20 protein-coding genes and 2 pseudogenes are annotated in these 22,639 nt (G+C 69.4%); 16 read left to right on the plus strand and 6 right to left on the minus strand.

What is annotated here, in order from left to right; all coding sequences use genetic code 11:
* Positions 1-508: 508 nt before the first annotated feature.
* From ACFWZ5_RS00990 to ACFWZ5_RS01010, 5 genes are all read left to right on the plus strand, one after another.
* Positions 509-1,495 carry an ankyrin repeat domain-containing protein gene (locus ACFWZ5_RS00990; RefSeq protein WP_384786033.1) on the plus strand — a complete coding sequence of 329 codons (987 nt, stop codon included), beginning with the start codon at positions 509-511 and terminating at the stop codon, positions 1,493-1,495.
* Positions 1,496-2,027: 532 nt separating this feature from the next.
* Complete coding sequence (locus ACFWZ5_RS00995) at positions 2,028-2,624, plus strand: hypothetical protein (RefSeq protein ID WP_384786036.1); 597 nt, start codon at positions 2,028-2,030, stop codon at positions 2,622-2,624.
* Between the two features lie 701 nt (positions 2,625-3,325).
* Positions 3,326-4,117: a squalene/phytoene synthase family protein gene (locus tag ACFWZ5_RS01000; RefSeq protein ID WP_384786038.1), complete on the plus strand. Its 792-nt coding sequence runs from the start codon at positions 3,326-3,328 to the stop codon at positions 4,115-4,117.
* The gene (locus tag ACFWZ5_RS01005) at positions 4,114-5,118 is read left to right on the plus strand and encodes a hypothetical protein (RefSeq protein ID WP_384890064.1); all 1,005 of its coding nucleotides are present in this window, start codon (positions 4,114-4,116) and stop codon (positions 5,116-5,118) included. The genes ACFWZ5_RS01000 and ACFWZ5_RS01005 overlap by 4 nt, the downstream gene beginning before the upstream one ends.
* Positions 5,119-5,298: 180 nt before the next feature.
* The gene (locus ACFWZ5_RS01010) at positions 5,299-5,961 is read left to right on the plus strand and encodes a lysophospholipid acyltransferase family protein (protein WP_384786044.1); all 663 of its coding nucleotides are present in this window, start codon (positions 5,299-5,301) and stop codon (positions 5,959-5,961) included.
* 133 nt (positions 5,962-6,094) lie between these two features.
* Here the strand turns inward: ACFWZ5_RS01010 and ACFWZ5_RS01015 are convergent, their stop codons facing one another.
* A complete protein-coding gene (locus tag ACFWZ5_RS01015) occupies positions 6,095-6,616 on the minus strand; it encodes a hypothetical protein (protein ID WP_384786047.1) in 522 nt (173 codons plus the stop codon).
* A 263-nt stretch (positions 6,617-6,879) separates the two neighbouring features.
* Here ACFWZ5_RS01015 and ACFWZ5_RS01020 point away from each other — a divergent pair, with 263 nt between their 5' ends.
* Entirely contained in the window at positions 6,880-7,284 is a 405-nt protein-coding gene (locus ACFWZ5_RS01020) for a RidA family protein (RefSeq protein WP_172387085.1), read from the plus strand.
* Between the two features lie 33 nt (positions 7,285-7,317).
* Here ACFWZ5_RS01020 and ACFWZ5_RS01025 read toward each other — a convergent pair whose 3' ends face one another.
* Positions 7,318-8,124, minus strand: a complete 807-nt coding sequence (locus ACFWZ5_RS01025; protein ID WP_384786050.1) for a transposase family protein — start codon at positions 8,122-8,124, stop codon at positions 7,318-7,320.
* Positions 8,125-8,932: 808 nt separating this feature from the next.
* Positions 8,933-9,076 (minus strand): hypothetical protein, encoded by a 144-nt coding sequence (locus ACFWZ5_RS01030; RefSeq protein ID WP_384786053.1) that lies wholly within the window; start codon positions 9,074-9,076, stop codon positions 8,933-8,935.
* 161 nt (positions 9,077-9,237) lie between these two features.
* Between ACFWZ5_RS01030 and ACFWZ5_RS01035 the strand changes: the two genes are divergently transcribed.
* The gene (locus ACFWZ5_RS01035) at positions 9,238-9,546 is read left to right on the plus strand and encodes a hypothetical protein (RefSeq protein WP_384786056.1); all 309 of its coding nucleotides are present in this window, start codon (positions 9,238-9,240) and stop codon (positions 9,544-9,546) included.
* A gap of 42 nt (positions 9,547-9,588) precedes the next feature.
* On the opposite strand, the gene ACFWZ5_RS01040 is transcribed toward ACFWZ5_RS01035, so the two are convergent.
* A complete protein-coding gene (locus ACFWZ5_RS01040) occupies positions 9,589-9,867 on the minus strand; it encodes a hypothetical protein (RefSeq protein ID WP_384786059.1) in 279 nt (92 codons plus the stop codon).
* Between the two features lie 43 nt (positions 9,868-9,910).
* Positions 9,911-10,150, minus strand: a pseudogene (locus ACFWZ5_RS01045) (glutamate dehydrogenase); the annotation flags it as partial.
* A 359-nt stretch (positions 10,151-10,509) separates the two neighbouring features.
* On the opposite strand from ACFWZ5_RS01045, the gene ACFWZ5_RS01050 reads away from it, so the two are divergent.
* Together ACFWZ5_RS01050 and ACFWZ5_RS01055 are read left to right on the plus strand one after the other, a co-directional pair.
* On the plus strand, positions 10,510-11,757 hold the full coding sequence (locus ACFWZ5_RS01050) for a saccharopine dehydrogenase family protein (protein ID WP_384786062.1): 1,248 nt from the start codon (positions 10,510-10,512) through the stop codon (positions 11,755-11,757).
* Positions 11,758-11,953: 196 nt separating this feature from the next.
* Complete coding sequence (locus ACFWZ5_RS01055) at positions 11,954-13,429, plus strand: class I adenylate-forming enzyme family protein (protein WP_384786065.1); 1,476 nt, start codon at positions 11,954-11,956, stop codon at positions 13,427-13,429.
* Positions 13,430-13,465: 36 nt separating this feature from the next.
* Here the strand turns inward: ACFWZ5_RS01055 and ACFWZ5_RS01060 are convergent, their stop codons facing one another.
* Positions 13,466-14,098 carry a TetR/AcrR family transcriptional regulator gene (locus tag ACFWZ5_RS01060; RefSeq protein ID WP_384786068.1) on the minus strand — a complete coding sequence of 211 codons (633 nt, stop codon included), beginning with the start codon at positions 14,096-14,098 and terminating at the stop codon, positions 13,466-13,468.
* A 140-nt stretch (positions 14,099-14,238) separates the two neighbouring features.
* On the opposite strand from ACFWZ5_RS01060, the gene ACFWZ5_RS01065 reads away from it, so the two are divergent.
* From ACFWZ5_RS01065 to ACFWZ5_RS01095, 7 genes and pseudogenes are all read left to right on the plus strand, one after another.
* Positions 14,239-15,018 (plus strand): SDR family oxidoreductase, encoded by a 780-nt coding sequence (locus ACFWZ5_RS01065; RefSeq protein ID WP_384786071.1) that lies wholly within the window; start codon positions 14,239-14,241, stop codon positions 15,016-15,018.
* Positions 15,018-16,061, plus strand: coding sequence for a phosphotransferase family protein (locus tag ACFWZ5_RS01070; protein WP_384786074.1), 1,044 nt, complete (start codon positions 15,018-15,020; stop codon positions 16,059-16,061). Before ACFWZ5_RS01065 ends, ACFWZ5_RS01070 begins: the two co-directional genes overlap by 1 nt.
* Before the next feature lie 11 nt (positions 16,062-16,072).
* Positions 16,073-16,819: pseudogene (locus tag ACFWZ5_RS01075) on the plus strand (acyl-CoA dehydrogenase family protein); the annotation flags it as partial.
* A 74-nt stretch (positions 16,820-16,893) separates the two neighbouring features.
* Positions 16,894-18,432 carry a flavin-containing monooxygenase gene (locus ACFWZ5_RS01080; RefSeq protein ID WP_384890066.1) on the plus strand — a complete coding sequence of 513 codons (1,539 nt, stop codon included), beginning with the start codon at positions 16,894-16,896 and terminating at the stop codon, positions 18,430-18,432.
* On the plus strand, positions 18,429-19,361 hold the full coding sequence (locus ACFWZ5_RS01085) for an alpha/beta hydrolase (RefSeq protein WP_384786080.1): 933 nt from the start codon (positions 18,429-18,431) through the stop codon (positions 19,359-19,361). The genes ACFWZ5_RS01080 and ACFWZ5_RS01085 overlap by 4 nt, the downstream gene beginning before the upstream one ends.
* The gene (locus ACFWZ5_RS01090; protein WP_384786083.1) at positions 19,358-20,911 is read left to right on the plus strand and encodes a GMC family oxidoreductase; all 1,554 of its coding nucleotides are present in this window, start codon (positions 19,358-19,360) and stop codon (positions 20,909-20,911) included. The genes ACFWZ5_RS01085 and ACFWZ5_RS01090 overlap by 4 nt, the downstream gene beginning before the upstream one ends.
* A complete protein-coding gene (locus ACFWZ5_RS01095) occupies positions 20,911-22,626 on the plus strand; it encodes an aldehyde dehydrogenase family protein (protein ID WP_384786086.1) in 1,716 nt (571 codons plus the stop codon). The genes ACFWZ5_RS01090 and ACFWZ5_RS01095 overlap by 1 nt, the downstream gene beginning before the upstream one ends.
* The last annotated feature ends 13 nt before the right edge of the window (positions 22,627-22,639 follow it).

Consider the following 22,639-nt stretch of genomic DNA (forward strand, 5'->3'; position numbering starts at 1 on the left):
CGCCTCGATGCCCCGTCCCACGAAAACCGCCCCGCTGATCGGCGGTTATCACCACGAGTGATCAAGTTCGAGGAACGATTCAACCCGCGAGGATAAAAGCCAAGCTCACGCAAGCCCAACTTCCGCAAAAGCCGCATTGTTTGGGAACACAGGACTCCTGCGATCTCAAACAGTGTGGCACCCCAGCAGGTCAGAGGCCCATCATCCGACAGGCTCGCTGCGACAGGACAGCAGGTCGGCGCGTGCATTCTTTCGGGCTACCTGGTGTCCCGTCTCCGCCGAACTGGTCCCCATCTCAAGCGACCTGGTCCGATTCGCCTCTGGTCTCAAGCGGTCCGGTTCAGCGACAGGCCGGGTGTCGCCGAAGTCGGGGAACTCTTGCGTGGACTGGTCGATCACGGCAGCTGCAGCGCGCGCTCTGGTGGGCGGGGGTGTTGTCAGACCTGTGTGCGAGCGTGTGGCAGTGAGGGCTCATGTGGAGCAATCCGGACCGATGTTGGAGGGGAACATGCTGCCGGCAGCAGAGGACGGCCGTGGGGGGCACGGCTGGGACGGCATAGGCTGGGACGACTGGGAGGACCTTGGCGCAATCCGCCGTCGCCTCGACCAGGGCGCGGATCCCGAGGCCTGGCATAGTTCACGGCCCCTGCACCAGGCGGCGGAGCGCGGCTCTGCGGAGGTCGTCGCAGAGCTGGTCCGGCGCGTTGCGGACGTGGACGCCCTGGACTACGAATACTTCGAGTGCGGGGTAACGGCGCTGTGGGTGGCCGTCATGTCCAGGCAGCCCGGTAACGCGCGTGCCCTTGTCGCTGCGGGGGCCGATCCCTGGCGGGAGGTTATCGGTGGCTGGTCTCCGGGGCGGCTGAGTCTGGCAGGGCCGACGCCAGACCTGTTCACTGTCCCGCCCGACCAGCGGCTGACCGACACGGAGCGCGCGGCGGCCGAGGAGGCCGTGCGGCTCATCGGGGCGCTCGGCAGGTTTCATTACGAGGGCACGGGGCTGGCCTGCGTGAGCGGGATCGACACGGCCGAAGCGGTGCGCCGCCTGGAGGCGACGCCGGTGCCTGACGAGGACATCGCCGATCTGCTCGAGAACCCGTACGACGTCGACGAGCGCATGCAGATCGTCGGTGTGACGTCCGTACCGGGCGGCTGCGTCGTGACCCAGCCCTGGGGATACGCGCCAGAGATGCCGGGCGTACTCACCCGGCTGTCCGCCGGCACTGTCTGCTACGGCCTGTACGCCAACGCCAAGAGCGGCAACCAGGGCAGCATCGCCCGTGACGGTTCCATCATCGGCTCGGATCTCCACCCGGGCGGCGGACCGGACGAGGACGACACCTCAGAGGAGGTCCTGGCCTCCTACCTCTATCAGCACAACGCGGTGGCCTTCGCCTGCGCCTTCGCAGGGCTGCGCCTGCCTGATGCGCGCGCGGTCGTGGGGGCCCCTGATCTATGGGTTCAACTGCCACAGCGCAACTACTGGGAGCATTGACACCAGCGAGACCGATTATCGCCATTGGCCCCGCCCAGACCTCGATGGCGCACGCTCAGCCTTGGCTGCCAACACCACGTGGGGCCGGGCCAGCCCGGCCGAGACGGCATCTGGCATTCGCTCGCTCGGGACCAGGGCGACCGAGATACGCAGTATCCGCGCATCTCAACTGACCTGGTCGCCGCAGATCACGGGCACGAACAGGGGCCAGATCATTTACAACGGGACACCTGGCTCCCAGCTCAGGCATCTGCTCTCGACGGCGGGCAGTCTGGTCGTACGGACCATGGTCTGGGAGTGCACCACGGAACACAGAGCGCTGAGGTGAGATGGGGCCGGGCTGACAGGCTGCACTCGTGGCCCTCAACGATGCCTGGACGCCGGTTGGGCCGAAACCACCCCCGAGCAGACCAGGGAGGCTGCCGTTTTCCGGTGCTGGCGGCCTCGGGACCGGCCCCATCTCGCCGCACTCTAAGCGCAGGGTCTGACAATTCGGACCGGGCAGCACGTTCATGTGGTCGACAATGAGCGCATGGACGTCCCCGAGTTGCTCGAAGCAGCTTCTCTGCTGGTGCCGGAAGAGGCTGCCACCGAGAACGACATCACGGTGCGGGACATCTGGGACTATCTCGTCCACGACGAGTGGGAGATCGCCCTGGGCCTGCTGGAGGAGCTCGGGGACGCTCGCTCGCTCCCTCTGGCCTTCTGGGAGCAGCTCGCCGAAGCAGCTGAGCAGCTCCGGCTGGAGCGGAGCGCGACGTGGTGCCATTGGCGATGCTCCGAACTCCGCAACGGTGTGATCCGGGCGGATCTGACGCTCCGCCCTGCCGCCGAGGCGCGACGCACGACGCCAATCTCCGGCGCCGGTGTTCTGCGGCCCATGTGGGACATCGGACACCTCTCACCCACCGGCGGACGCGCGGTCAGCATCGCTAGGCTCTGGGTTGAGAACATGCCCATGCTGGAGCCCGGCGGGCGAGCCACGGTTCGCCTTGTGCCCCTCACTCCCTCCCACTGGACGCACGTCCAGCCTGGCCAGCAGATCACCATGCACGAGGGCCGAGCCGTGGCCGGCACCGCAGTCATCTTGGAGGTTCGGCGCCCTGCCACCACCATGCCCGCGCGATGACATGAGCCGCTGGTGCACGTATCTCCGTACGTGGTGGTGCACCCAGACCGGGTATGCGGACAGGCGGTGCAGCCTGCTGGACAGTCTGAGGACATGACACCGATCTGAGACAGCCGTCGGTCGACACCGCGTGAGACTGAAGAGGGACGTCCAGGTCACAGCGTCGGCACATGACACCGAAAGCGAGAACCTACAAGACTAGGAGCGCGCAGGGCCCCTCGCACACGCGGCCGCAGCCGGTGGTGACCGATGATTGTCAGTTGCTCCTATGCCAAGGCAGGTCCGGGACTCGTAGAGCGTGGAGGATGGCCTTCCGCAATGGACTCGTCACCCCGTCCACTGGAATGGCCGAGCGCATGATTGTGAGCACGGTCCACTGGTGTCACTCCCGTGCGCCTTCGCATCGCACCCACGCGTCGGAACCACAGGCGGCACCATCTACATGGCCCGCGCGGATGTGTGGCCAACGCCGGTCCCGCGGTCCCCGGTCGTCGGCGCACGCCTGGTCGTTCTTCCTCCTGCTGGAACGCTGGCGCCGCCCGTGATGTCGGAGGCATGCGTCGCTACTCATTTCTGCGGCGGCGCTGTTGGGGGGCGCACGAGTGCATCGGTCCGCGGTTCGTGCGCCGGTGCGCGGGGCGGTGTCGGCCATGAGGCTGGTGCGTGCAAGGCGCTCAATACGAGGTGGTCCGGAGGCGCGGATGGTCGTGCTGGCTGAGGCGCATGGTGTGGTTCGGGAGTACAGCACCACCTGGTACGAGCCCGTGATCAGCATGCCGGCGCGGCTGAACGAGGCGGTGTCGTGCGCCTATCTGCTGATGCGGGGGATCGACGAGATCGAGGACCATCCCGATCTGGCGGGTGCGGACAAGGCGGTACTGCTGCGCGGGGTCGGCCGGACCCTGCAACTGCGCTTCGCCCCCGACGACCTGGCTGCGGTGTTCGCGGCACACGAGACGGCGCTGCCGGAGGTGACGCTGCGCCTGGGCGAGTGGGCGGGCCTGGCTCCGCTCGATATCGGGCCCCGGGTGTGGGAGACGTTCGCCACGATGGCCGAGCGGATGGCCGACTGGGCCCAGAACGGCTTCGCCGTGCACGATGAAGAGGATCTCGACCGGTACACGTATGCCGTGGCGGGCACGCTGGTGCTGCTGCTGTCGGACCTGTGGGCGTGGTACGACGGCACCCCGAGCAGCCGGACCCTGGGGGTGGCCTACGGGCGGGCGCTGCAGAGCGTCAACATCCTCACCGACCGCGAGGCGGACGTCGGCCGGGGGGTGGACTTCTGGCCGGACCGCTGGCAGGCGCAGGACATGGTCCGCTACGCCCGTCAGGAGCTGGCCCTGGCCGATGGCTACCTGGCCGCCCTGCCGGACGGTCCGGCCCGCACCTTCTGCGCCGAGCCGTTGGCCCGCGCCCACCGGGCACTGGCCCTCCAGCCGTGGGCACCGGCACCGCGCAAGCCCACGCCGCATGAGAGGCAGGGGCGGTGACCTGGTGGCAGGGCATGCAGGCCGGGAAGGCTCCCACACCGGTGGACGACACCGGGGCGGACCGGCTGGTCGTGCCCCGTATCTCCTTCCCGGTGCCGGCCCGGCTGCATCCGGCCGCGGACGAGCTGGAGGAGCGCACCCTCGCCTGGCTGCGCGACTTCGACATCATCCGCAGCGATGCCGAGGAGGCGTATCTGCGCCACTCCACACTCGGCCGCACCTACGCGTGGATGATCCCCGAAGGGGAGACGGAACGGGTGCTGGTCGCCACCCAGTTCTGCATCTGGGCCACTGTGCAGGACGACCGCTACACCGAAGAGCTCGGGCTGGCCGGCAGAACCACCGCCTTGGCCTCCCACCTGCTGGCCTGCGAAAACATCGCCGAGAACCCGCACGCCCCGGTGAGCGGGCACCGCCCCGTCGAGCGGGCCTACCGAGACCTGTTCGCACGCATTGAACAGATCGCCACTCCGCAACAGGTGCTGCGCATCCGCAAGGGCATGCTGCACTACAGCGTCGGAGCGGCAGCCGACGCCGCCTACACGGCCGCGGGGATCGTCCCGCCCGTGGCCGAGTACCGGCGCATCCGGCACCTGATCGCCCACCTGCACCACCACTTCGTCCTGACCGAGGTGGCCCAGGGCTTCGAGATGCCCACCGCTTTGCTACTCGATCCGCAAGTGCGGAACCTGACCGACCTGGCCATCCAGACCATCGGGCTCACCAACGATGTCCTGGGCTGCCCCCGTGACGCCCAACGCCGCCACGTCGCCAACCTCCCCATGGTGCTCGCCCACCACGAGGGCTGCTCGGTCCAGGAGGGCATCGATCGCACGGCGGCGGAAGTGACCCGGCACACAGACGACTTCGTTCAGCTGTCCACCCACTTGCGGCAGCGGGGCATCCCCGTCATCGACCAGTACGTTCGCGGACTGGAAGAACAGATCGCGGGGCACCTGGCCTGGCTCCACGAGACAGGACGCTACGAGATCGGCCTGTGATCGGCAGCGTGACCGGCCAGGTGGTGGTGGCGTGGACGGCCTCACCCCATCGAAGCGTCAGCCGCTGCACCCGCAGCACTGGGTAGCTCGGCGGCCAGAAGATGAGTACGCCAACTCACGCCCGGACCGCGCCCGCCACCGACGATGAAGATCAACATCGTTGAAGCCGGGAGACCACTCATGCTCAGCCGCATCGCCGACCTTCTGGTCCCCGCCGTCGGCCGCCTGTCGGTGACCGCCGACCCTCGCGCCGAACTCGCGCCGGGCAGCATCATCGCCGCGAACCACACCTCCCTCGCGGACCCCGCCATCGTCATCGCCGCCCTTCGCCGCCTCGGCGCCGAGCCGGTCATCATGGCGGCCGCCGGGCTGTGGCGCGTCCCGCTGCTGGGCCGCGCCCTCGCCCGGGAAGGACACATCCCCGTCATCCGCGGAGACCGGCGCGCCGCGGACGCGCTGGACGCGGCAGCCGACGCCCTGGAGCAGGAACGGATCATCCTCATCTACGCCGAGGGCAGGCTCCCCCGACGCCGCAACGCCGCGGAAGCCGCTCCCGGGGCCTTTCACAGCGGCCTGGCCCGGCTCGCCGAACGCACCGGTGCCCCGGTGGTGCCCGTCGGCCAGGCCGGGGCCCGGCGGATCACCTCCGGCCACGCCATGAAGCAACTCGCGGGACTCCTCACCGCTCCTGTGCGCCGCCCGCATCTGCACGTCCATGTGGGCGCAGCACTGGAGCTGACCGGCGAGCGCGCCGTATGGACGGCACGTGCCCGGACCGCGGTGACCACCGCGTGGCGGACGGCGGCCGCCCAGCTGGGTGAGCCCGCCGCGCTCGCCGCGTAGCTCCTACCGGCGCGGCACCGGGCCAGGGACCAGCCCTACAGCGCTGGCTTCCTGCTCGGAGTCACCTTCCTGATCAAGAGACGGTAAGCCCCGACCGAGCGCGCGAAACGTACCGTAGGGCCGCGCCCGCTGATCAGAGCCGGGGCACGGCAGCACGCCCGTGCCCCGGCACGGGCGTGCTGTGGCGTGAGCGCGGGCCGAAGGGGGATGTGGAGGCCCAGATGCGACGCACGTCAGGGTCCTTGCATACGTCACCTATGAGGCCAAGTAGTTCCGGGTCGTGCTGGTGGCCAGCAAGTTGGTACTTGAGCTGCCGGACGAACGAGGCAGCGTGGCGGGGCCAGTTGTGATACTGCTTACGAGCCTCCGGGCTCGTAAGGGCCCAACGCATAAGGTTCGCCCCGGGCTCCAGGACCCATGGCCACCAAGCGGCCATAGCCTGGTTGTACGCCAGGATGTTCCATGCGGGATCGCTCAGATAGGTCGGCTCGGGCATCTGCTTGTCGATCAGCAAGCTCAACCCGCTGCGTACACGAGGGTCGGCGGATACGGGGGCGTCTGCGGTGTTCAGGTTGTTGTAGAGCAGCAGCGCATAGTGCTCGTCCCGGTCCAGCCCAAACAGCGCAACCAGCTTGTCGCATGCTTCCCGATCCAAGTGAGCCTCTTTCATCCTCTGCTGGAGGGTGAAACGGGCTGGCCGACGGGTGTGGTGAGGAGGCAGGGCACCTCGTCGTCGGCGTACAGGTTCCACTCATCACACCGGCGCCCGGAGGAGCCCACGGCAGCCAATTTTGTGCGCGCAGAGAACACTTGGAAGGCGCTACCAGACAAGCATCGTTTGTACGGACCCGTAACTTCTACGCGCAAGGGGCCTGTCTGCAACTGACGGTTCCGCGCGCTGTATCAAGGGAATGAGTCATGAGTTCTCAGGTGAAGGCATTCGGGTTCGGCATGCCGTGGGAGTCGTTGTACGGGTACAGTCAGGCCACTCAGGTCGGTGACACGGTTTATGTGTCGGGGCAGCTGTCTCATGACCGTCACGGCAACTTCGTGGGTGCCGGTGACTTCGAACTGCAGGTCCGCACCACGCTGGAGAATCTGGACCTGGTGCTGAGGCAGTTCGGGGCCGAGCGTAGCCAGATAGTGGAGACCACGGTTCTGGTGAGGAACCTGCGGGAGAACTTCGACACGACAGCACGCCTCCACGCCGAGTACTTCGGGGAGCACCGGCCCGCCAGCACGGTCATGGGCGTTTCCGACTTGGCACTGCCGGACCAACTCGTGGAGATCGGCGCGCTCGTGCGTCTCGATGTGAAGCCATAGGTGAGGAGGCCGGCCTGATTCCTTCGGCCTCTTTCATCCTGAATAGTTGCAGGTCAGCAGCGTGTGGACAGCTTGGACGATGGTGCCGATGCGGCGGGTGGAGCATCTGGCTCGCCGGAGCAGCCGCCAGGCTTTCAACTGGGCGAAGGCGCGTTCGCCGGGGGCTCTCAGCCGGGCGTGGTCGTGGTTGGACTGCTGGTAACGCTGGGGCTGTTCTCGGTGGCGGTAGTACGGGGTGCGGAAGGTGGCGCCGGCGCCTTGGTAGGCGCGGTCCGCGAGGACGGGGATCTGCCGGGTGAGGCAGGCCTGGACGATGCCATGGGCGCGGGCCGCGGTCAGGTCGTGGGTGCGACCGGCTGTCGCGCGGGAGAACCACAGCGGTGTGCCATCGGGACGGGCGATGACCTGCACGTTCATGCCGTGCTTCTGGTGTTTCTGCGAGTAGTACGGCTCGTCGGCGTGGACACGGTCGGTGGGGATCAGCGTGCCGTCGACGATGACGAAGTCGCCCTCGCCCGGCCCGGTCAGAGCCTCGTGCAGACCTGGCGCCCAGGCCGCGAGGACGTCCAGGGCTTCGACCACGTAGCGCCAGGCGGTGGCCTGCGATAGAGCGAACCCGGCACCGAGCTGGGCGAACGTCTCGTTCCTACGCAGGTGGACCAGGGTGAGCAGTGCCTGGTCGAAGCAGCCGAGCTTGCGCCAGCGGGAGTTGCGGGTCCGGCGGTGCTCGTACAGCAGCCAGGCAACATGCTCGACGAGCTCTTGCGGGACGTCGAGCGTGGCAGGATACGGAACCAACAGGGCCCCTTCGGTCGCCGGTGTGATGAGTGGAATCACCACGCCGACGACGAGGGGCCCTGCCTCGTCACCACACCCGCTGACCAGCCCATTTCACCCACCAGCACAGGATGAAAGAGGGCGACGGCGGGTCTGCGGGGCGAGCGACGTACTGGGCGCCGTCGAAATAGACATGCCCGTTCTCCTTCCGGTCCGACGACGCGTCTCGTTGCCGGTACCGGGCCGCGTCAGACGGTCAGACTCGTGAGGACGCCACAACACTCGACAGGCCCCTATCGGGACACACCCCGCCAGCCCGGCACCGACAACGCACCATCCCCGGCCAACAGCCGACACTGCGAAATTCAGACGCTCCGGTCAGAGATGTCATGAGTCAGACCCCAGACCCGGGACAGCACCCACCAATCCTCCCGCCCGTCACAGCATTCCCACCTGGAAACAGGGAGCATGCTCAGTCCTCGTCCTTGGGGCATCGTGGATCTGACTCCGGCCTATCGTTCGCGACCGATCGCAACAGGCTGCCGAGCAACAGCGCTCCTCACGGCGAGCACTCGATACGCTCACAGACGCCGAATCCGTATGAGCAGCGCCTGGTCGGCGAGGGCCATACCTGTCGCATCGCTGTCACCAACACCGTCGACGCACCCGGACCACCGAGACCAACCCTGCGCGAACGCCGTCGAACCGGACCACGTAGACGCCAGAAGACGCTTCCGCCTACCTGTGCCAGGTGGGATCGCATCCACAGCCTCCGGGGAGAAGTGATGGGGGGTGCTCCCGGCCGGCGCGGACAGTGTCGGCGGCACCATCATCGTGGGCGCGCCATCCTCTTCACCTCCCGGCCCGGCATTCACTCTTGCGCATGCGCACTCAGGAACCCGACCATGCTGAGAAATGCATACGCGCCGAGGACGTAGAAGAACACCCGCCAGGCGACGCCCTTCAACTTCCCTAGCTCACTCGCCTGATCGGTGCGGTGATCCTCACTGTTCACGGCAGCTTCCTTTCCGGGTGCTGTGGGTAGCGGGCCAAGCGGGCCCTCGACGGCCTGGGTAGGCACGCCGCGTTTGACAGCTCCGCTCCAGGACAGCTTAAACTCAAATTCGATTCGAGATTGAATCTGGCACCCTGAAGAGCCCGTCGGAAGCGATCGTGATGAGCATCGAGGTCTGTGGCACCACCCGCCACGTGCCCCTTGAGGGGTACTCCCACAGAGCGCGGGCATGGCGGAGAGCAAGCTGGAGCCGGGTTCTCCGTGAAGCCGCCGTCGGCGGCCTGCTCATGCTCGCCTCCGCCCTCCTCCTCGGATTCTTCATCTCCTGGTGGGCCGGGATCGCCATCGTCTGGGTGACCGCGACAACGGCCGGCCTCGCCTCCGTCTTCTTCTGCCTCAGGGGGCATACGTTCGGGTGCTCCGCCAAGAAGGGCATCGTCCTGGCGCTGGGCTGGTGGGAGCGAATCTGAGCGCGTGACGGTGGCCCTCGACACGGCCCTTCCGTCCGCGCTTCAGACCGAATTGCGCGTCCCGGTCAAGCGGCGTCCGGTCTCCGCCGACGACCTCGTGCTGCCGAGCCAGCCGAGACGGAAAGCCGCCGGGACCGAGATCAGCCCCGGGCTGCGACATGGATACCAGTTGAAGCCTGCCTCCGGCCACAGCTCGTACGCGCTCCCGGAGACGGTCGGGGAGAAGAAGGTGAGGACGGTGCAGAGCATCAGTCCCCCGTACACCGACCACACCAGCCCCCGGTGGTCGAACTCCTGCCAGAAGAAGGAGTAGACGAGCACCGGGAAGACGCAGGTCGCCGCGACGCTCAGCGAGGGCCGGGAGTCAGACGACGCCCTGCTCCGTCATGGCCCGCGCCACCCTGAGAAACCCCGCCACGTTGGCACCGAGGACGTAGTCCTCGGCGGTACCGCCGTATGCCTCGGCGGTCACGCGGCATTCCTCGTGGACGGCGTGCATGACTGCGGCCAGCCGGGACTCGGCCCCCTCGAAGGACCAGCTATCGCGGGAGGCGTTCTGCTGCATCTCCAGCGCCGAGGTCGCCCCGCCTCCGGCGTGCACGGCATGTTCGCGCCTTCGACGACGGCGGTCGCGGCCCGCTGCTCGTCGCCCAGCTCGCCGCGCGCTGGGGGCACCCGGCACCACCGGACGGGCAAGACGATCTGGGCCGAGCAGACAACTCCCTAGGCCGCGCGCCGCACCTGAGCCGCGGACATCGAGTCGACCTCATCGAGGACGAGGCCTTGACGGCACTTGACCGATAACTAAACTCGAATTCGATTCGATATCGAATCTCGCGTCTTCGGTCTGCGGACCGTCCGCGCGACACGGAGGTCGCCGTGCGTGCCCGGCGACAGCAACAGAACGGAGCGGGTCATGACCCCCTGTTATGACGTTGTGGTGCTCAAGGCCGGAGTCGTCGCATGACGGCGCGGGTCGTGTTCATCGGCGCCGCGGGCGAGATGTGCAAGGTGGCCATCGAGCGCTTCGCGCGGGCGGGGGGCGATTTCGAGCTCACCCTGTGCGACATCCGGCCCGAGCTCCTCCAGCCGCTGGTGAAGCGGCTGCCCGCCGGCCGGGCCAAGGTCCGACGGCTCGACCTCTACGACCGCGACGCCCTGCTGGACGTGGTCAGGGGCGCCGCCCTGGTCGTCCTGGGCGCGGGCCCCTACATCCGCACCTCCGAGCCCGTGGTCACCGCCTGCATCGAACTGAAGGTGCCCTACCTCGACTTCGACGACGACGTCGAAAGCACCCAGCACGCGCTGAGCCTCGCCGACAAGGCCCAGGAGGCGGGCATCCCCCTCTACATCGGGTGCGGCGCCTCACCGGGCATGAGCAACGTGATGGCGGTCGACGCCGCGAACGAACTCGACACCGTCGACGACATCGAGATGTTCTGGACGGTCGGCGACGAGCGGCCGGACGTCGGCCGGGCCGTGCTCCAGCACCTCATGCACATCGCCGCCGGTGAGTGTCTGACGTGGGAGAACGGCGAGCCGGTCGTTCACGAGTCGTACGTCGAGACCGGTACGGCGCCGATGGGCGGCGGTCTGGGCGAGACCCTGTTGTACGAGACGGCCCATCCCGAGCCCGTCACCATGCCGCGCCGCTATCCCGAGGCGCGGCGCATCCGCTGCCTCGGCGGCATGGACCCGGCTCCCATCAACGGGCTCGTCAAGGGTCTCGGTCAGGCCATCCAGTCGGGCCGGATGACCTCCGACGAGGCGGTCGACTTCATGATGGCGATCGTCAAGAGCCGCTTCGGCACGCCCGTGGGCTGGCGCCACGGGCTGAGCGGCATGATCGGCCAGGTCCGCCGCGGGGAAAGCGGGACGGGAGAACTGCTGAAGTTTCTCGGGGCCTCCGCCCTCCGCCGCCGCTACACCTGGCGGGGCGGTCTGCTGGCCCGCGTCAGCGGCACCAGGAACGGTCGCCCGGCCGTGGCCGTCCGGCGCACGCCGGTCAGCGGGCCGGGGTCGTACCTCGTCGCCAGCATGGCCACCGTGACGGGGACCGCCTGCGCCGCGTTCATGGTCCTGGCGCTCGGCGAGGCCGGAAAGCGCGCCGGCTCGTTCGCCCCGGAGGACTGGGCCGATCCGGAGGCCTTCTACGCCGCGCTGGAGCGCGTCGGGACACCCCGCTACGAGATCGTCGAGTCGCTGCGCTAGGGACGCTCCCGACTCGACCCCGACCGGGGCATCGCCGCGACCGCGCACTTGGGAGGTCCCGGAGCGGCGATGCCCCGGTCGCCACCACCTCTCCCGCGTGCGCCGTCCGCCACGCCCTCGCCCTGGAGCCGCCGAGATGCCCCGCCCCATCACCCCTGTCCCGCGTTCACGCAACCCATTCCCCCAGGACGGCCTGGTGAGGGACGCGAAGGGCGCCCTGGCGTACGCAGACGCACCCGCGACGCTGGTCGACGTACTCCGTACGCACGTCGAAGTCCGCCCCGAGGCCGAAGCAGTCGTCGAACTCGGCGGGGACCGGCTCACGTACGCGGAGCTGTGGCGGCGCGCCGCACGCGTGGCCGGAGGCCTGCGCGCCCTCGGCGTGACCGAAGGCGACCGGGTGGCCGTGCGATACGCGGCGGGCACGGACTGGGCTCTCGCCTTCTGGGGCACCGTGATGGCCGGCGGCATCGCCGTGGCGGTCAACACCCGTTCGGCGCTTCCGGAGGTGGAGTTGGTCCTGGCCAACGCGGGCGTGGAGGTCGATCTGGCGGACGGGGTCCCACTGCCGGACGGCGATCCGTACGTCGCCACGGATCTCGACGCTCTCGACGTGGCCGCACTTTTCTACACCTCGGGAACGACCGGGCGCCCCAAGGGCGTACGCACCACGCACCAGGCCTTCGTGACCAACGCCGAGAACCTGACCCGCTGTCTCGGCATACCCCGCGACGCCGGTCCGGAACTGCGGACCCTGATCTCGGTGCCACTCTTCCACGTCACCGGCTGCAACGCACAGTTCGTCGTCGCCGCCTGCCTCGGCGGCACCTCGGTGATCATGCCCAGTCTTGATCTGGCGACGCTCACGGCGGCGTTGACGGAGGAACGGATCTCCTTCCTCGTGACCGTACCCGCGGTGTACTCGCTTCTGCTGCGGCACCCGGCCTTCGCCGACGCCGAGGTCTCCGGGGTCCGCTGGCTGGCGTACGGCGGCGCTCCGATCGCGCCGTCCCTCGTCCGCTCACTGAAGGACGCCTTCCCGGCGGCCACGGTGATCAACGGCTACGGCATGACGGAGACGGCGTCGCTGATCACCGTCCTGCCGGACCAGGACGCCGCCGAGCACGCGGACTCCGTCGGCTACGCGGTCCCGTCGGTGGACCTCGGCGTCGACCCGATCGGCGACGACCCGTACACGGGCGAGCTGGTGGTCCGCGGGGTGACCGTGACCACCGGCTACTGGCGAAGGCCCGAGTCCACGGCGGAGGCGATCTCCGACGGATGGCTGCGCACCGGGGACATCGTCCGGGTCGACGAGGCCGGCCGTGTCCACATCGTCGACCGGATCAAGGACATCATCAACCGGGGCGGCGAGAACATCTCCAGTGTGGAGGTCGAGGCAGTACTGCTCTCCGCCCCCGGAGTCGCCGACGCGGCCGTCCTCGCCGTACCCGACGACGTCATGGGAGAGAAGGTCGGAGCCGTCCTCTTCGCCGACGGGCGGGGCATCGACGTCGCCCAAGTGATCGCGCACTGCAAGGACCGACTCGCCGACTTCAAGGTCCCGCAGTACGCGACGGTCGTCACCGAGGCGCTGCCGCGCAACGCCGGAGGCAAACTCCTCAAGAACCGGCTCCGCGAGCAGGTGCGGTGGGGCGATCCGCTGCGCTAGCCGTCCGCCCGGCCGGGCGGCGCACCGGTCATCGAGTCACCGCGCCCCTTCGGAGGCATAGGTCTCCAGGTACGCGGTGACCAGACGGCGCGCCTCGTCGATCGTGGCGTCGTCCCCGCCCGGCGAGCGCCGGAACGCGATGTCGAAGAGCCGGGTCCCGACCTCGAAGGCGAGGAGCAGGGCGAGCAGGGGCGTGTCGGCCGACACGAGGCGCTGTTCGACGAGGTGATGCCAGAGCCGTTCCGCCTGGGCCTCGTCGAAGGCGCGCACCATCTCGTCGAGCGTGGCGTGACGGCCCGCGAACCACAGCTCCGTGCAGCTGCGGTGGCGGCGGAGGTAGTCGAGGAGCAGGTCGACCATGACGTCGACCGCCTCGCGCAGCGTCTGCGCCGTGGGTGCGGCCAGCGTGGCGCCGATGAGCTGGTCCAGCTCTCCCAGGTGTCGCTGCAGCAGCTCGGCGTCCACCTGGTAGCGGTCGGCGAAGTAGTGGTACATCGACGCGATCGGGATGCCGGCTCTCTCGCCGATCGCCTTCAAGGTGGCGGCCTCGTATCCCTGCTCGGCGAGCAGCGCCTCGGCGGCGTCGAGGATGGCCTTGCGCCGCTCAAGCCCGCGACGCTGGGCCGCGGGACGAGCCGAAGTCCGGCTTGTCGCATTTCCATCGAACACGATTCGAGATCGTATCAGCCGTGGGATCGAGCTTGCCGCTTCGCGCGTATTGACACGCCATGGACGCACCATAAACTCGAACTCGATTCTGGATCCAGTTTTCAGTCGAAGCTAGCGCGTCGAACGGAACGGAGAAGCCCATGGCCCACAGGTGGGACGACGGCGCGGCCGGGAGATTCGCGGGACGCACCGCAATCGTCACGGGCGCCAGCCGCGGTATCGGGCTCGCGATCGCCGAACGGCTGGTCGCCGAGGGTGCCAAGGTGGTGATCACCGGACGCAAGCAGGAAGCCCTCGCCGCGTCCGTCGCCGCACTCGGTGGCGCCGAGCACGCCATCGGTGTCGCCGGTCACGCCGCCGACACGACCCACCAGGACGAGGTGGTGGCCAAGGCAGTCGACACCTTCGGCAGCGCCGACCTGCTGGTCAACAACACCGGCATCAACCCGGTCTACGGGCCGCTCATGGAACTCGATCCCGATGTGGCCCGCAACGTCGTCGAGGTCAACGTCCTCTCCGCCCTCTCATGGGTCCAGAAGACCTACAAGGCGTGGATGTCCGGACACGGCGGCGCGGTCGTCAACGTGGCCTCGCTCAGCGGCATCCGGCCGGAGCCCGGCATCGGGATGTACGGCGCCAGCAAGGCGACGCTGATACACCTCACCAAGGAACTGGCCGTCGAGATGAGCCCGCGCGTCCGGGTCAACGCGGTCGCGCCCGCCGTGGTGAAGACGAGGTTCGCCGCCGCGCTCTACGAGGGGCGGGAGGACGCCGTCGCGGCGGAGTACCCGCTGGCACGACTCGGTGTTCCGGACGACATAGGCGGCGTCGTGGCGTTCCTGCTCTCCGGGGACGCGGCGTGGATGACGGGCCGGACCCTGGTCGTCGACGGCGGTCTCGCGGCTGTGGGCGGTGCCTGATGGGAGCGCACGAGGCGGACACGACTCCGGGGCTCGACCTCACCCGGCTCCGCCCCTGGTTCGCCGAAGCCGTACCGGCAGCCCGTGCCGGGGCGCTGTCCGCCACCCTGATCACCGGCGGCAGGTCCAATCTGACCTACCGGCTCACCGACGGAGAGTCCGACTGGATCCTGCGCCGGCCGCCCCTGGGCCATGTGCTGGCCACGGCCCACGACATGGCGCGCGAGTACTCGGTGATGGCGGCGCTCGCCGACACACCGGTCCCGGTGCCACGGCTGCACGGTCTCTGTCTCGACACCGGAGTCCTCGGCGCCGAGTTCTACGTCATGGAGGCCGTCGAGGGCCGGCCGTACCGCGCCGCTGCGGAACTGGCGCCCCTCGGCCCCGCGCGGACGCGGAAGATCTCGGGCGCACTGGTGGACACCCTCGCCGACCTCCACACGGTCGAGCCGGAGGCCGTCGGGCTCGGCGGGTTCGGCCGCCCCGAGGGCTTCCTCGGCCGGCAGGTGGAGCGCTGGCGCAAGCAGATGGCCGCCTCGTACTCCCGCGACCTGCCGGTCGCCGTCACACTCCACGCCGAACTGGAGGCACGCGCACCCGCGATGGACGCCGCCGCCCGCCCCGGCATCGTCCACGGAGACTTCCGCCTCGACAACGTGCTGGTCGACGGAGACGACCGGCCGCGCGCCGTCATCGACTGGGAGATGGCAACCGTCGGTGACCCAGTCACCGACCTGGCGTTGATGCTGCTCTACACACGGCTGGCCCGGCTCGTCGGCCCCGAGATCGCACCCGACGCCGGCGACACACCCGGCTTCCTGAACGAGCCCGAGATCCTCACCCGGTACGCCGACCGAAGCGGACGCGATCTGGGAGCCATCGGCTTCCACCTCGGGCTCGCCGCGTTCAAGCTCGCCGCGATCCTCGAAGGCATCCACTTCCGCCACCTGCGTGGACAGACCGTCGGGCCCGGCTTCGACCGCATCGGCGAGGCGATCCGCCCACTGCTCAACGCCGGACTCTCCGCACTCAAGGAACACTGACCATGCACTGCGAGATCCGCTCAGCCTTCGCGATGACGGAACCCGACGTCGCCTCCTCCGACGCCACCAACATCGCCACCTCGATCGCCCGCGACGGCGACCGCTACGTGATCAACGGCCGCAAGTGGTGGATCACCGGAGCGATGAACCCCAACGCCAAGGTGTTCATCGTGATGGGCCGGACCGCCCCGGAGGCGGACCGGCACCGGCAGCAGTCGATGATCCTCGTCCCCCGCGACACGCCCGGCCTCGAAATCAGGCGCGCCATGGAGGTCTTCGGCTACGACGACCACGACCACGGCGGCCACGCCGAACTGGTCTTCCACGACGTACGGGTCCCGGCAGCGAACCTCATCGGCCAGGAAGGCGACGGTTGCGCCATCGCGCAGGCCCGCCTCGGCCCCGGGCGCATCCACCACTGCATGCGCGCCATCGGCGTCGCCGAGCGAGCCATCGAGCTGATGTGCGCCCGCGCCGAGGAACGGGTCGCCTTCGGCAGGCCCCTCGCGCGCCAGGGCGTGATCCGCGACTGGATCGCCGAGTCGCGGGTGCGGATCGAGCAGCTGCGCCTCCTGGTGCTCAAGACCGCCTGGCTGATGGACACCGTCGGCAACAAGGGCGCCCACACCGAGATCCAGACCATCAAGATCGCCACGCCCCGGACGGTCCAGTGGATCCTGGACAAGGCCATTCAGGTCCACGGAGCCGACGGCCTGTCCCAGGACTTCCCGCTCGCCCGCGCCGAGCTGAGCAGGCGGGCAGCCACAGGCGACTGCCGACAGGCGGGAGCCGCCCCTTCTCAACCCCTTCCCGCCGCGGCCAGGAGCCACCCGTGACGAACACCACCAGCCCTACCGCGCCGCCGTCCACCCCGTCCAAGGACGTCGACGTACTGATCATCGGCGCCGGGATCTCCGGCATCGGCGCAGCCTCCCACCTCAGGACCCACCGCCCCGGCACCTCCTTCACGATCCTGGAGAGCCGCGAGGCCATCGGCGGCACCTGGGACCTCTTCCGGTATCCCGGCATCCGGTCCGACTCCGACATGCCCACCTTCGGCTACGGCTTCAAGCCGTGGACCCACCGCAAGTCGATCGCCGACGGACATCTCATCCTCGACTACCTGCGGCAGACGGTCTCCGAGCACGGGCTGGCCCGGCACATCCTGTTCGGACAGCGGGTCGTCAGCGCGGAGTTCTCGTCCGCGACGGGCCGGTGGACCGTGACCGCCCATCAGCCCGGCAGCAGGAAGAAGGCGAGGTTCACCGCACGCTTCCTGTTCCTCGGCACGGGCATGTACGACCACGACGCGGGATTCACACCCGAGTTCACCGGCATCGAGGACTTCGTCGGCACGGTGGTCCATCCGCAGCACTGGCCCGCGGACCTCGACTACACCGGCAAGCGCGTCATCGTGATCGGCAGCGGCGCCACGGCCATCACGCTCATCCCCGCGATGGCTCGCACGGCCGACCACATCACCATGCTGCAGCGCTCACCGAGCTACGTGTTCTCGGTCCCGGCCCAGGACGCCCTGGCGAACGCACTGAGGAAGCTGGTCGGCCACCGACGGGCGCACCACATCGTCCGGCGCAAGAACATCATGTTCACGCGTGGCGTCTACAAGGCCAGCCGCCGCATGCCGCACCTCATGCGCCGACTGCTCATCGCCAACGTACGCCGGCAACTCCCCCGCCACTTCGACGTCGCCACGCACTTCACCCCGCGCTACGACCCGTGGGACCAGCGCTTGTGCGTGGTCCCCGACGGCGATCTGTTCAAGGCGATCACGGCCGGACGGGCCTCGGTCGTCACCGACCACATCGACCGGTTCACCCAGAGCGGCATCCGATTGAAGTCGGGTCAGGAACTGACCGGAGACGTCGTCGTCACCGCGACCGGCCTCAGCATGTCTCCGTTCGGCAAGATCCGGCTGAGCGTCGACGGCCGTGAGACGAAGCCCTCGGACACCACTGCCTACAAGGCGATGATGCTCTCCGGCGTGCCGAACCTCGTCTTCGCGCTCGGCTACACGAACCTCTCCTGGACGCTCAAGGTCGACCTGGTCTGCGAGCACTTCTGCCGGCTGCTCGACCACATGTACACCCACGGCTACGACACCGTCGCGCCCGTCCTCGACGACCCGACCGTCGCACGCGTGTCGTACATGGACCTGAGCTCGAACTACGTCCTGCGGGGCATCAGGGACTTCCCCCGAGCGGGCACCAGCGGCCCGTGGACGGTGGAGATGGCCTACGAGCGGGACGTGGAGCGGCTGCGCGAGGGACCGGTCGAGGACAGTGCGCTCCGGTTCACCGCCGTCGGCGCGGTGCCGACGGGGGCGCGGGCCCGTCCGGGGGCGGCACGATGAAGCGCGACATCACCTTCCTCAGCCGGGGTGTCCGCTGCGCCGCCTGGCACGTGCCGGCCACGAACGACGCCCTGGCCGGCCCCGGCGGGCGGCCCTGCGTGGTCATGGCCCACGGCTTCGGCGGCACCCGCGACAGCGGCCTGCTGCACTACGCCGAGGGCTTCGCCGAGGCCGGGATCGACACGCTGGCCTTCGACTACCGCGGCTTCGGGGACTCCGGCGGCAGGCCCCGTCAGGACGTCTCCGTCCGCCGCCAGCGGCAGGACTACCACGCGGCGCTCGCGGCCGCCCGTCGCCTGCCCGGCGTCGACCCGGACCGGATCGCGCTGTGGGGCGTGTCGTACGCGGGCGGCCACGCCCTCGTCGTCGCCGCCCAGGACAGGGGGGTCGCGGCGGTGGTCTCACTGACGCCTGTGACCGACGGCCTCGCCTCGCTGGCCCACGTCGTGCGGCACGCGGGTGTCGGCAGGCTGCTGCGCCTGGCGGGGCACGGACTGTGTGACGCCGCCCGCTCCCTCACCGCACGGCCACCGCATCACGTGCCCGTGGTCGCGGAGCCGGACGCCCTGGCGATGATCGGAGTCCCCCGCGCGCGGGAGATCTCCGCGTCCTTCGCCGGTCCCACCTTCCGCAACGAGGTGCGCGCCCGCGCGGCACTGAAGGTCGGTCTCAACCAGCCCCACACCTTCGTCGACCGCCTGCCCTGCCCGATCCTCGTGCAGATCGGCACGGAAGATCGCATCGCGCCCCCCGACGCGGCTCGGCGGACCGCCCTCAAGGCCGGCCGGCGGGCGGAGCTGCGCGAGTACCCCGTCGACCATCTGGACGTGTACGCGGGACCGGGACAGCGGCAGGCGCTCGCCGATCAACTCGACTTCCTCACACGGGTCCTGGACCATCACGGATCCCCCATTCAAGGGACGGGATGAACTTGTACGACTACGTCATCGTCGGTGCCGGATCCGCGGGCTGTGTCCTCGCGGCGCGCCTCTCGGAGGACCCCGACGTGCGGGTCGCCCTGATCGAGGCGGGCGGCCCCGACACCGCGCGGGAGATCCATGTCCCGGCCGCCTTCCCCCAGCTCTTCAAGTCCGGCCTGGACTGGGACCTGGACACCGACCCGGAACCGGGCATCGGCGGACGGCGGGCCTATCTGCCCCGGGGCAAGGTGTTCGGCGGCTCCAGCTCGATCAACGCGATGATCTACATCCGCGGCAACCGCGCCGACTACGACGGCTGGGCCGCGGCCGGGGCGACCGGCTGGTCGTACACCGACGTGCTGCCGTACTTCCGCCGCTCGGAGGACAACGAACGCGGCGAGGACCTCTACCACGGGATGGGCGGACCGCTCACGGTCAGCGACGGCAGGTCCCAGCATCCGCTCACCACGGCCTTCGTGCGGGCCGCCGAACAGGCCGGGCACCAGGCCAACGACGACTTCAACGGCGAGACCCAGGACGGTGTCGGACGCTACCAGTTGACGCAGCGCGGCGGCCTCCGCTGCAGCACGGCCGTCGCCTACCTGCACCCCGCTCTCGACCAGCCGAACCTCACCGTGCTCTCCTCGGCCCTCGCCCGGCGCGTGGTGATCGAGGACGGCCGGGCGACGGGTGTCGAAATCGAGCGGGGCGGCGGCGTCGAGACCGTACGGGCCGAGCGCGAGGTGATCCTGTCGGCGGGGGCGTACGAGTCCCCGAAGCTGCTGATGCTTTCCGGTATCGGCCCGGCCGCCGCCCTTTCCGCCTTCGGCATCGAGGTCGTCCGCGACCTGCCTGTCGGGCAGGGCCTGCAGGACCACTACATGACGTTGCTCAACTTCCGCACGGACGCCGAGTCCTTGATCAGCGCGGCGAGCCCCGAGAACGCGGCGCTGCTGCAGAGCGAGGGGCGCGGCCCGCTGACCTCCAACGTCGGCGAGGCGGGCGGGTTCTTCCGCAGCCGTCCCGAACTGGGCGCCCCCGACGTGCAGTTCCACGCCGCTCCCGTGCTCTTCCACCAGGAGGGCCTCGGCACGCCGACCGGGCACGGCTTCTCCTTCGGGCCGTGCGTGGTCGCCCCGACGAGCCGTGGCGCGGTGACCCTGCGTTCGCCACGCCCGGACGCGGCGCCCCGGATCGTCCACAACTACCTGACGACGGACGAGGACCGGGCCGCCATCACCGCCGGCATCCGGATCGCGCTGGAGATCGCCGCGCGGCCGGCGGTGGCCGACCTGGTCACGGAGCCCTTCGACGTGCCGGTTTCGCACTCCGACGCCGGCCTCCTCGACTGGGCACAGCGATCCGGTCAGACGCTGTTCCACCCCACGTCGACGTGTGCGATCGGCGCGGTGGTGGATCCCGAGCTGCGCGTGTACGACGTGGCGGGCCTGCGGGTCGTCGACGCCTCGGCCTTCCCGTCGGTGCCGCGCGGAAACACCAACGCGCCCACGATCATGGCCGCGGAGAAGGCGGCCGACCTCATCAAGGGAGCCGTCTGATGGCCACATCGCTGCCTACCGCCGAGCAGGTGTGGGCGATCGACCAGGCAGTCGACGACCTGGTCCGTGGCGAGGCCGCATGGGCCGCCTGCGACCGGGCGAAGCGGCGCGAGTTCCTGAAGCGGATGCACGCGGCGACCGCCGGGCACGCGGAGGAGTGGGTGCGCGCGGCCGCCGCGTACAAGCGTCTGCCGGAGGACAGCCCACTGGTCGGCGAGGAGTGGATCACCGGCCCGTACCCCGTCCTCACCTCCCTGGGCACGCTCACCGCAAGCGTCGAAGCCCTGGAGGAGAGCCGCAGCCCCGTCGACGGGTACTCCTTCGGCCGGGCGCCCGGCGGGCGGGTGTCGGTCCGCGTCCTGCCGCACAGCGTCTGGGACCGGCTGCTCCTGAACGGTTTCAGCGCCGAGGTGTGGATGCCCCCGGGCGTCACGGAGGAGGAGGTACGCAGGCGTGCGGGCCTCGCCCTGCTCCGCCCGGCCGAGACCCGGGGCGTGGGTGTCGTGCTCGGCGCGGGCAATATCACCTCGATCGCGATCCTGGACGTGCTGTACGAGCTGTACGCGAACAACCGGGTGGTGGCCCTCAAACTCAACCCGGTCACCGACGGTCTCCTCCACGTCTTCAGCGAAGTCCTGGCCCCACTGATCGAGCTGGGCGCGGTACGGATCCTCACCGGCGGCGCCGATGTCGGCACCTACCTGGTGAACCATCCGAAGGTCGGCCACGTCCACATGACCGGCAGCGCCACGACCCACGACGCGATCGTCTTCGGCACGGGCACGCAGGGCGCCGCCCGCAAGAAGGCCGGCACGCCGTTGCTCGACAAGCCGGTCACCAGCGAACTGGGCGGCGTGTCCCCGACCATCGTGATACCCGGTGACTGGTCCGACGCGGACCTGCGGTACCAGGCCGAGCACATCGCCACCCAGAAGCTGCACAACGGCGGCTACAACTGCGTGGCGAGCCAGGTCGTCATCATGAGCTCAGAATGGAAGCAGAAGGACCGCTTTCTCACCCATCTGCGGCAGGCGCTGTCCGACGCACCGGCGCGCCCCGCCTACTACCCAGGCAGTGACGACCGGGTGAAACGTGCCGTCGATGCGTACACCGGCGCGCGGCGCCTCGCCGGAGGCCGAGTGCTCCTCGCGGGCCTCGACCCGGCCGATCCGGGCCCCGCCCTGACCACCGAGTACTTCGGACCGGTCCTCGCCGTCCTGGAACTACCCGGCGACATGGGGCAGTTTCTCGACGCGGCTATCGCCACCGCGAACGAGAGGCTGACCGGGACCCTCGGCGTGAACTTGCTCGCACATCCCCGAACCGTCGGCTCACTCGGCAGCGCACTCGGCAAGGTCATCGCCGAACTCCGCTACGGCACGGTCGCGTTGAACGCATGGACCGGCGTCGGCTACCTCACCGCGACCGCCACCTGGGGCGCTTACCCGGGCCACACCCTCGACGACGTACAGAGCGGCATCGGCGTCGTGCACAACGCCCTTCTCCTCGACGGGCCGGAACGCACCGTCGTCCGCGGTCCGTTCCACCCCGCGCCCCGGGCCATCCTGCACGGGAAGACGACCCTGTCCCCGAAGCCCCCGTGGTTCGTCACCAACCGCACCGCGGCCACCACGGGCCGGCTCCTCGCCGACTTCGCCGCCACGCCCCGCTGGACCGCGCTGCCAAGGATCTTCGCGTCCGCACTGCGCGGCTGACGCCTGTCACCCA

The organism is Streptomyces sp. NPDC059003, from assembly GCF_042740445.1.
In the GTDB taxonomy this organism is placed as follows: Bacteria; Actinomycetota; Actinomycetes; order Streptomycetales; family Streptomycetaceae; genus Streptomyces.

Excerpts from the sequence above, each read along its gene's own strand:
- ACFWZ5_RS00990 (WP_384786033.1), top strand. The coding sequence starts at position 509 with ATGCTGCCGGCAGCAGAGGACGGCCGTGGGGGGCACGGCTGGGACGGC.
- ACFWZ5_RS00995 (WP_384786036.1), top strand. The coding sequence starts at position 2,028 with ATGGACGTCCCCGAGTTGCTCGAAGCAGCTTCTCTGCTGGTGCCGGAA.
- ACFWZ5_RS01000 (WP_384786038.1), top strand. The coding sequence starts at position 3,326 with ATGGTCGTGCTGGCTGAGGCGCATGGTGTGGTTCGGGAGTACAGCACC.
- ACFWZ5_RS01010 (WP_384786044.1), top strand. The coding sequence starts at position 5,299 with ATGCTCAGCCGCATCGCCGACCTTCTGGTCCCCGCCGTCGGCCGCCTG.
- ACFWZ5_RS01020 (WP_172387085.1), top strand. The coding sequence starts at position 6,880 with ATGAGTTCTCAGGTGAAGGCATTCGGGTTCGGCATGCCGTGGGAGTCG.
- ACFWZ5_RS01035 (WP_384786056.1), top strand. The coding sequence starts at position 9,238 with ATGAGCATCGAGGTCTGTGGCACCACCCGCCACGTGCCCCTTGAGGGG.
- ACFWZ5_RS01050 (WP_384786062.1), top strand. The coding sequence starts at position 10,510 with ATGACGGCGCGGGTCGTGTTCATCGGCGCCGCGGGCGAGATGTGCAAG.
- ACFWZ5_RS01065 (WP_384786071.1), top strand. The coding sequence starts at position 14,239 with ATGGCCCACAGGTGGGACGACGGCGCGGCCGGGAGATTCGCGGGACGC.
- ACFWZ5_RS01070 (WP_384786074.1), top strand. The coding sequence starts at position 15,018 with ATGGGAGCGCACGAGGCGGACACGACTCCGGGGCTCGACCTCACCCGG.
- ACFWZ5_RS01085 (WP_384786080.1), top strand. The coding sequence starts at position 18,429 with ATGAAGCGCGACATCACCTTCCTCAGCCGGGGTGTCCGCTGCGCCGCC.
- ACFWZ5_RS01090 (WP_384786083.1), top strand. The coding sequence starts at position 19,358 with ATGAACTTGTACGACTACGTCATCGTCGGTGCCGGATCCGCGGGCTGT.
- ACFWZ5_RS01095 (WP_384786086.1), top strand. The coding sequence starts at position 20,911 with ATGGCCACATCGCTGCCTACCGCCGAGCAGGTGTGGGCGATCGACCAG.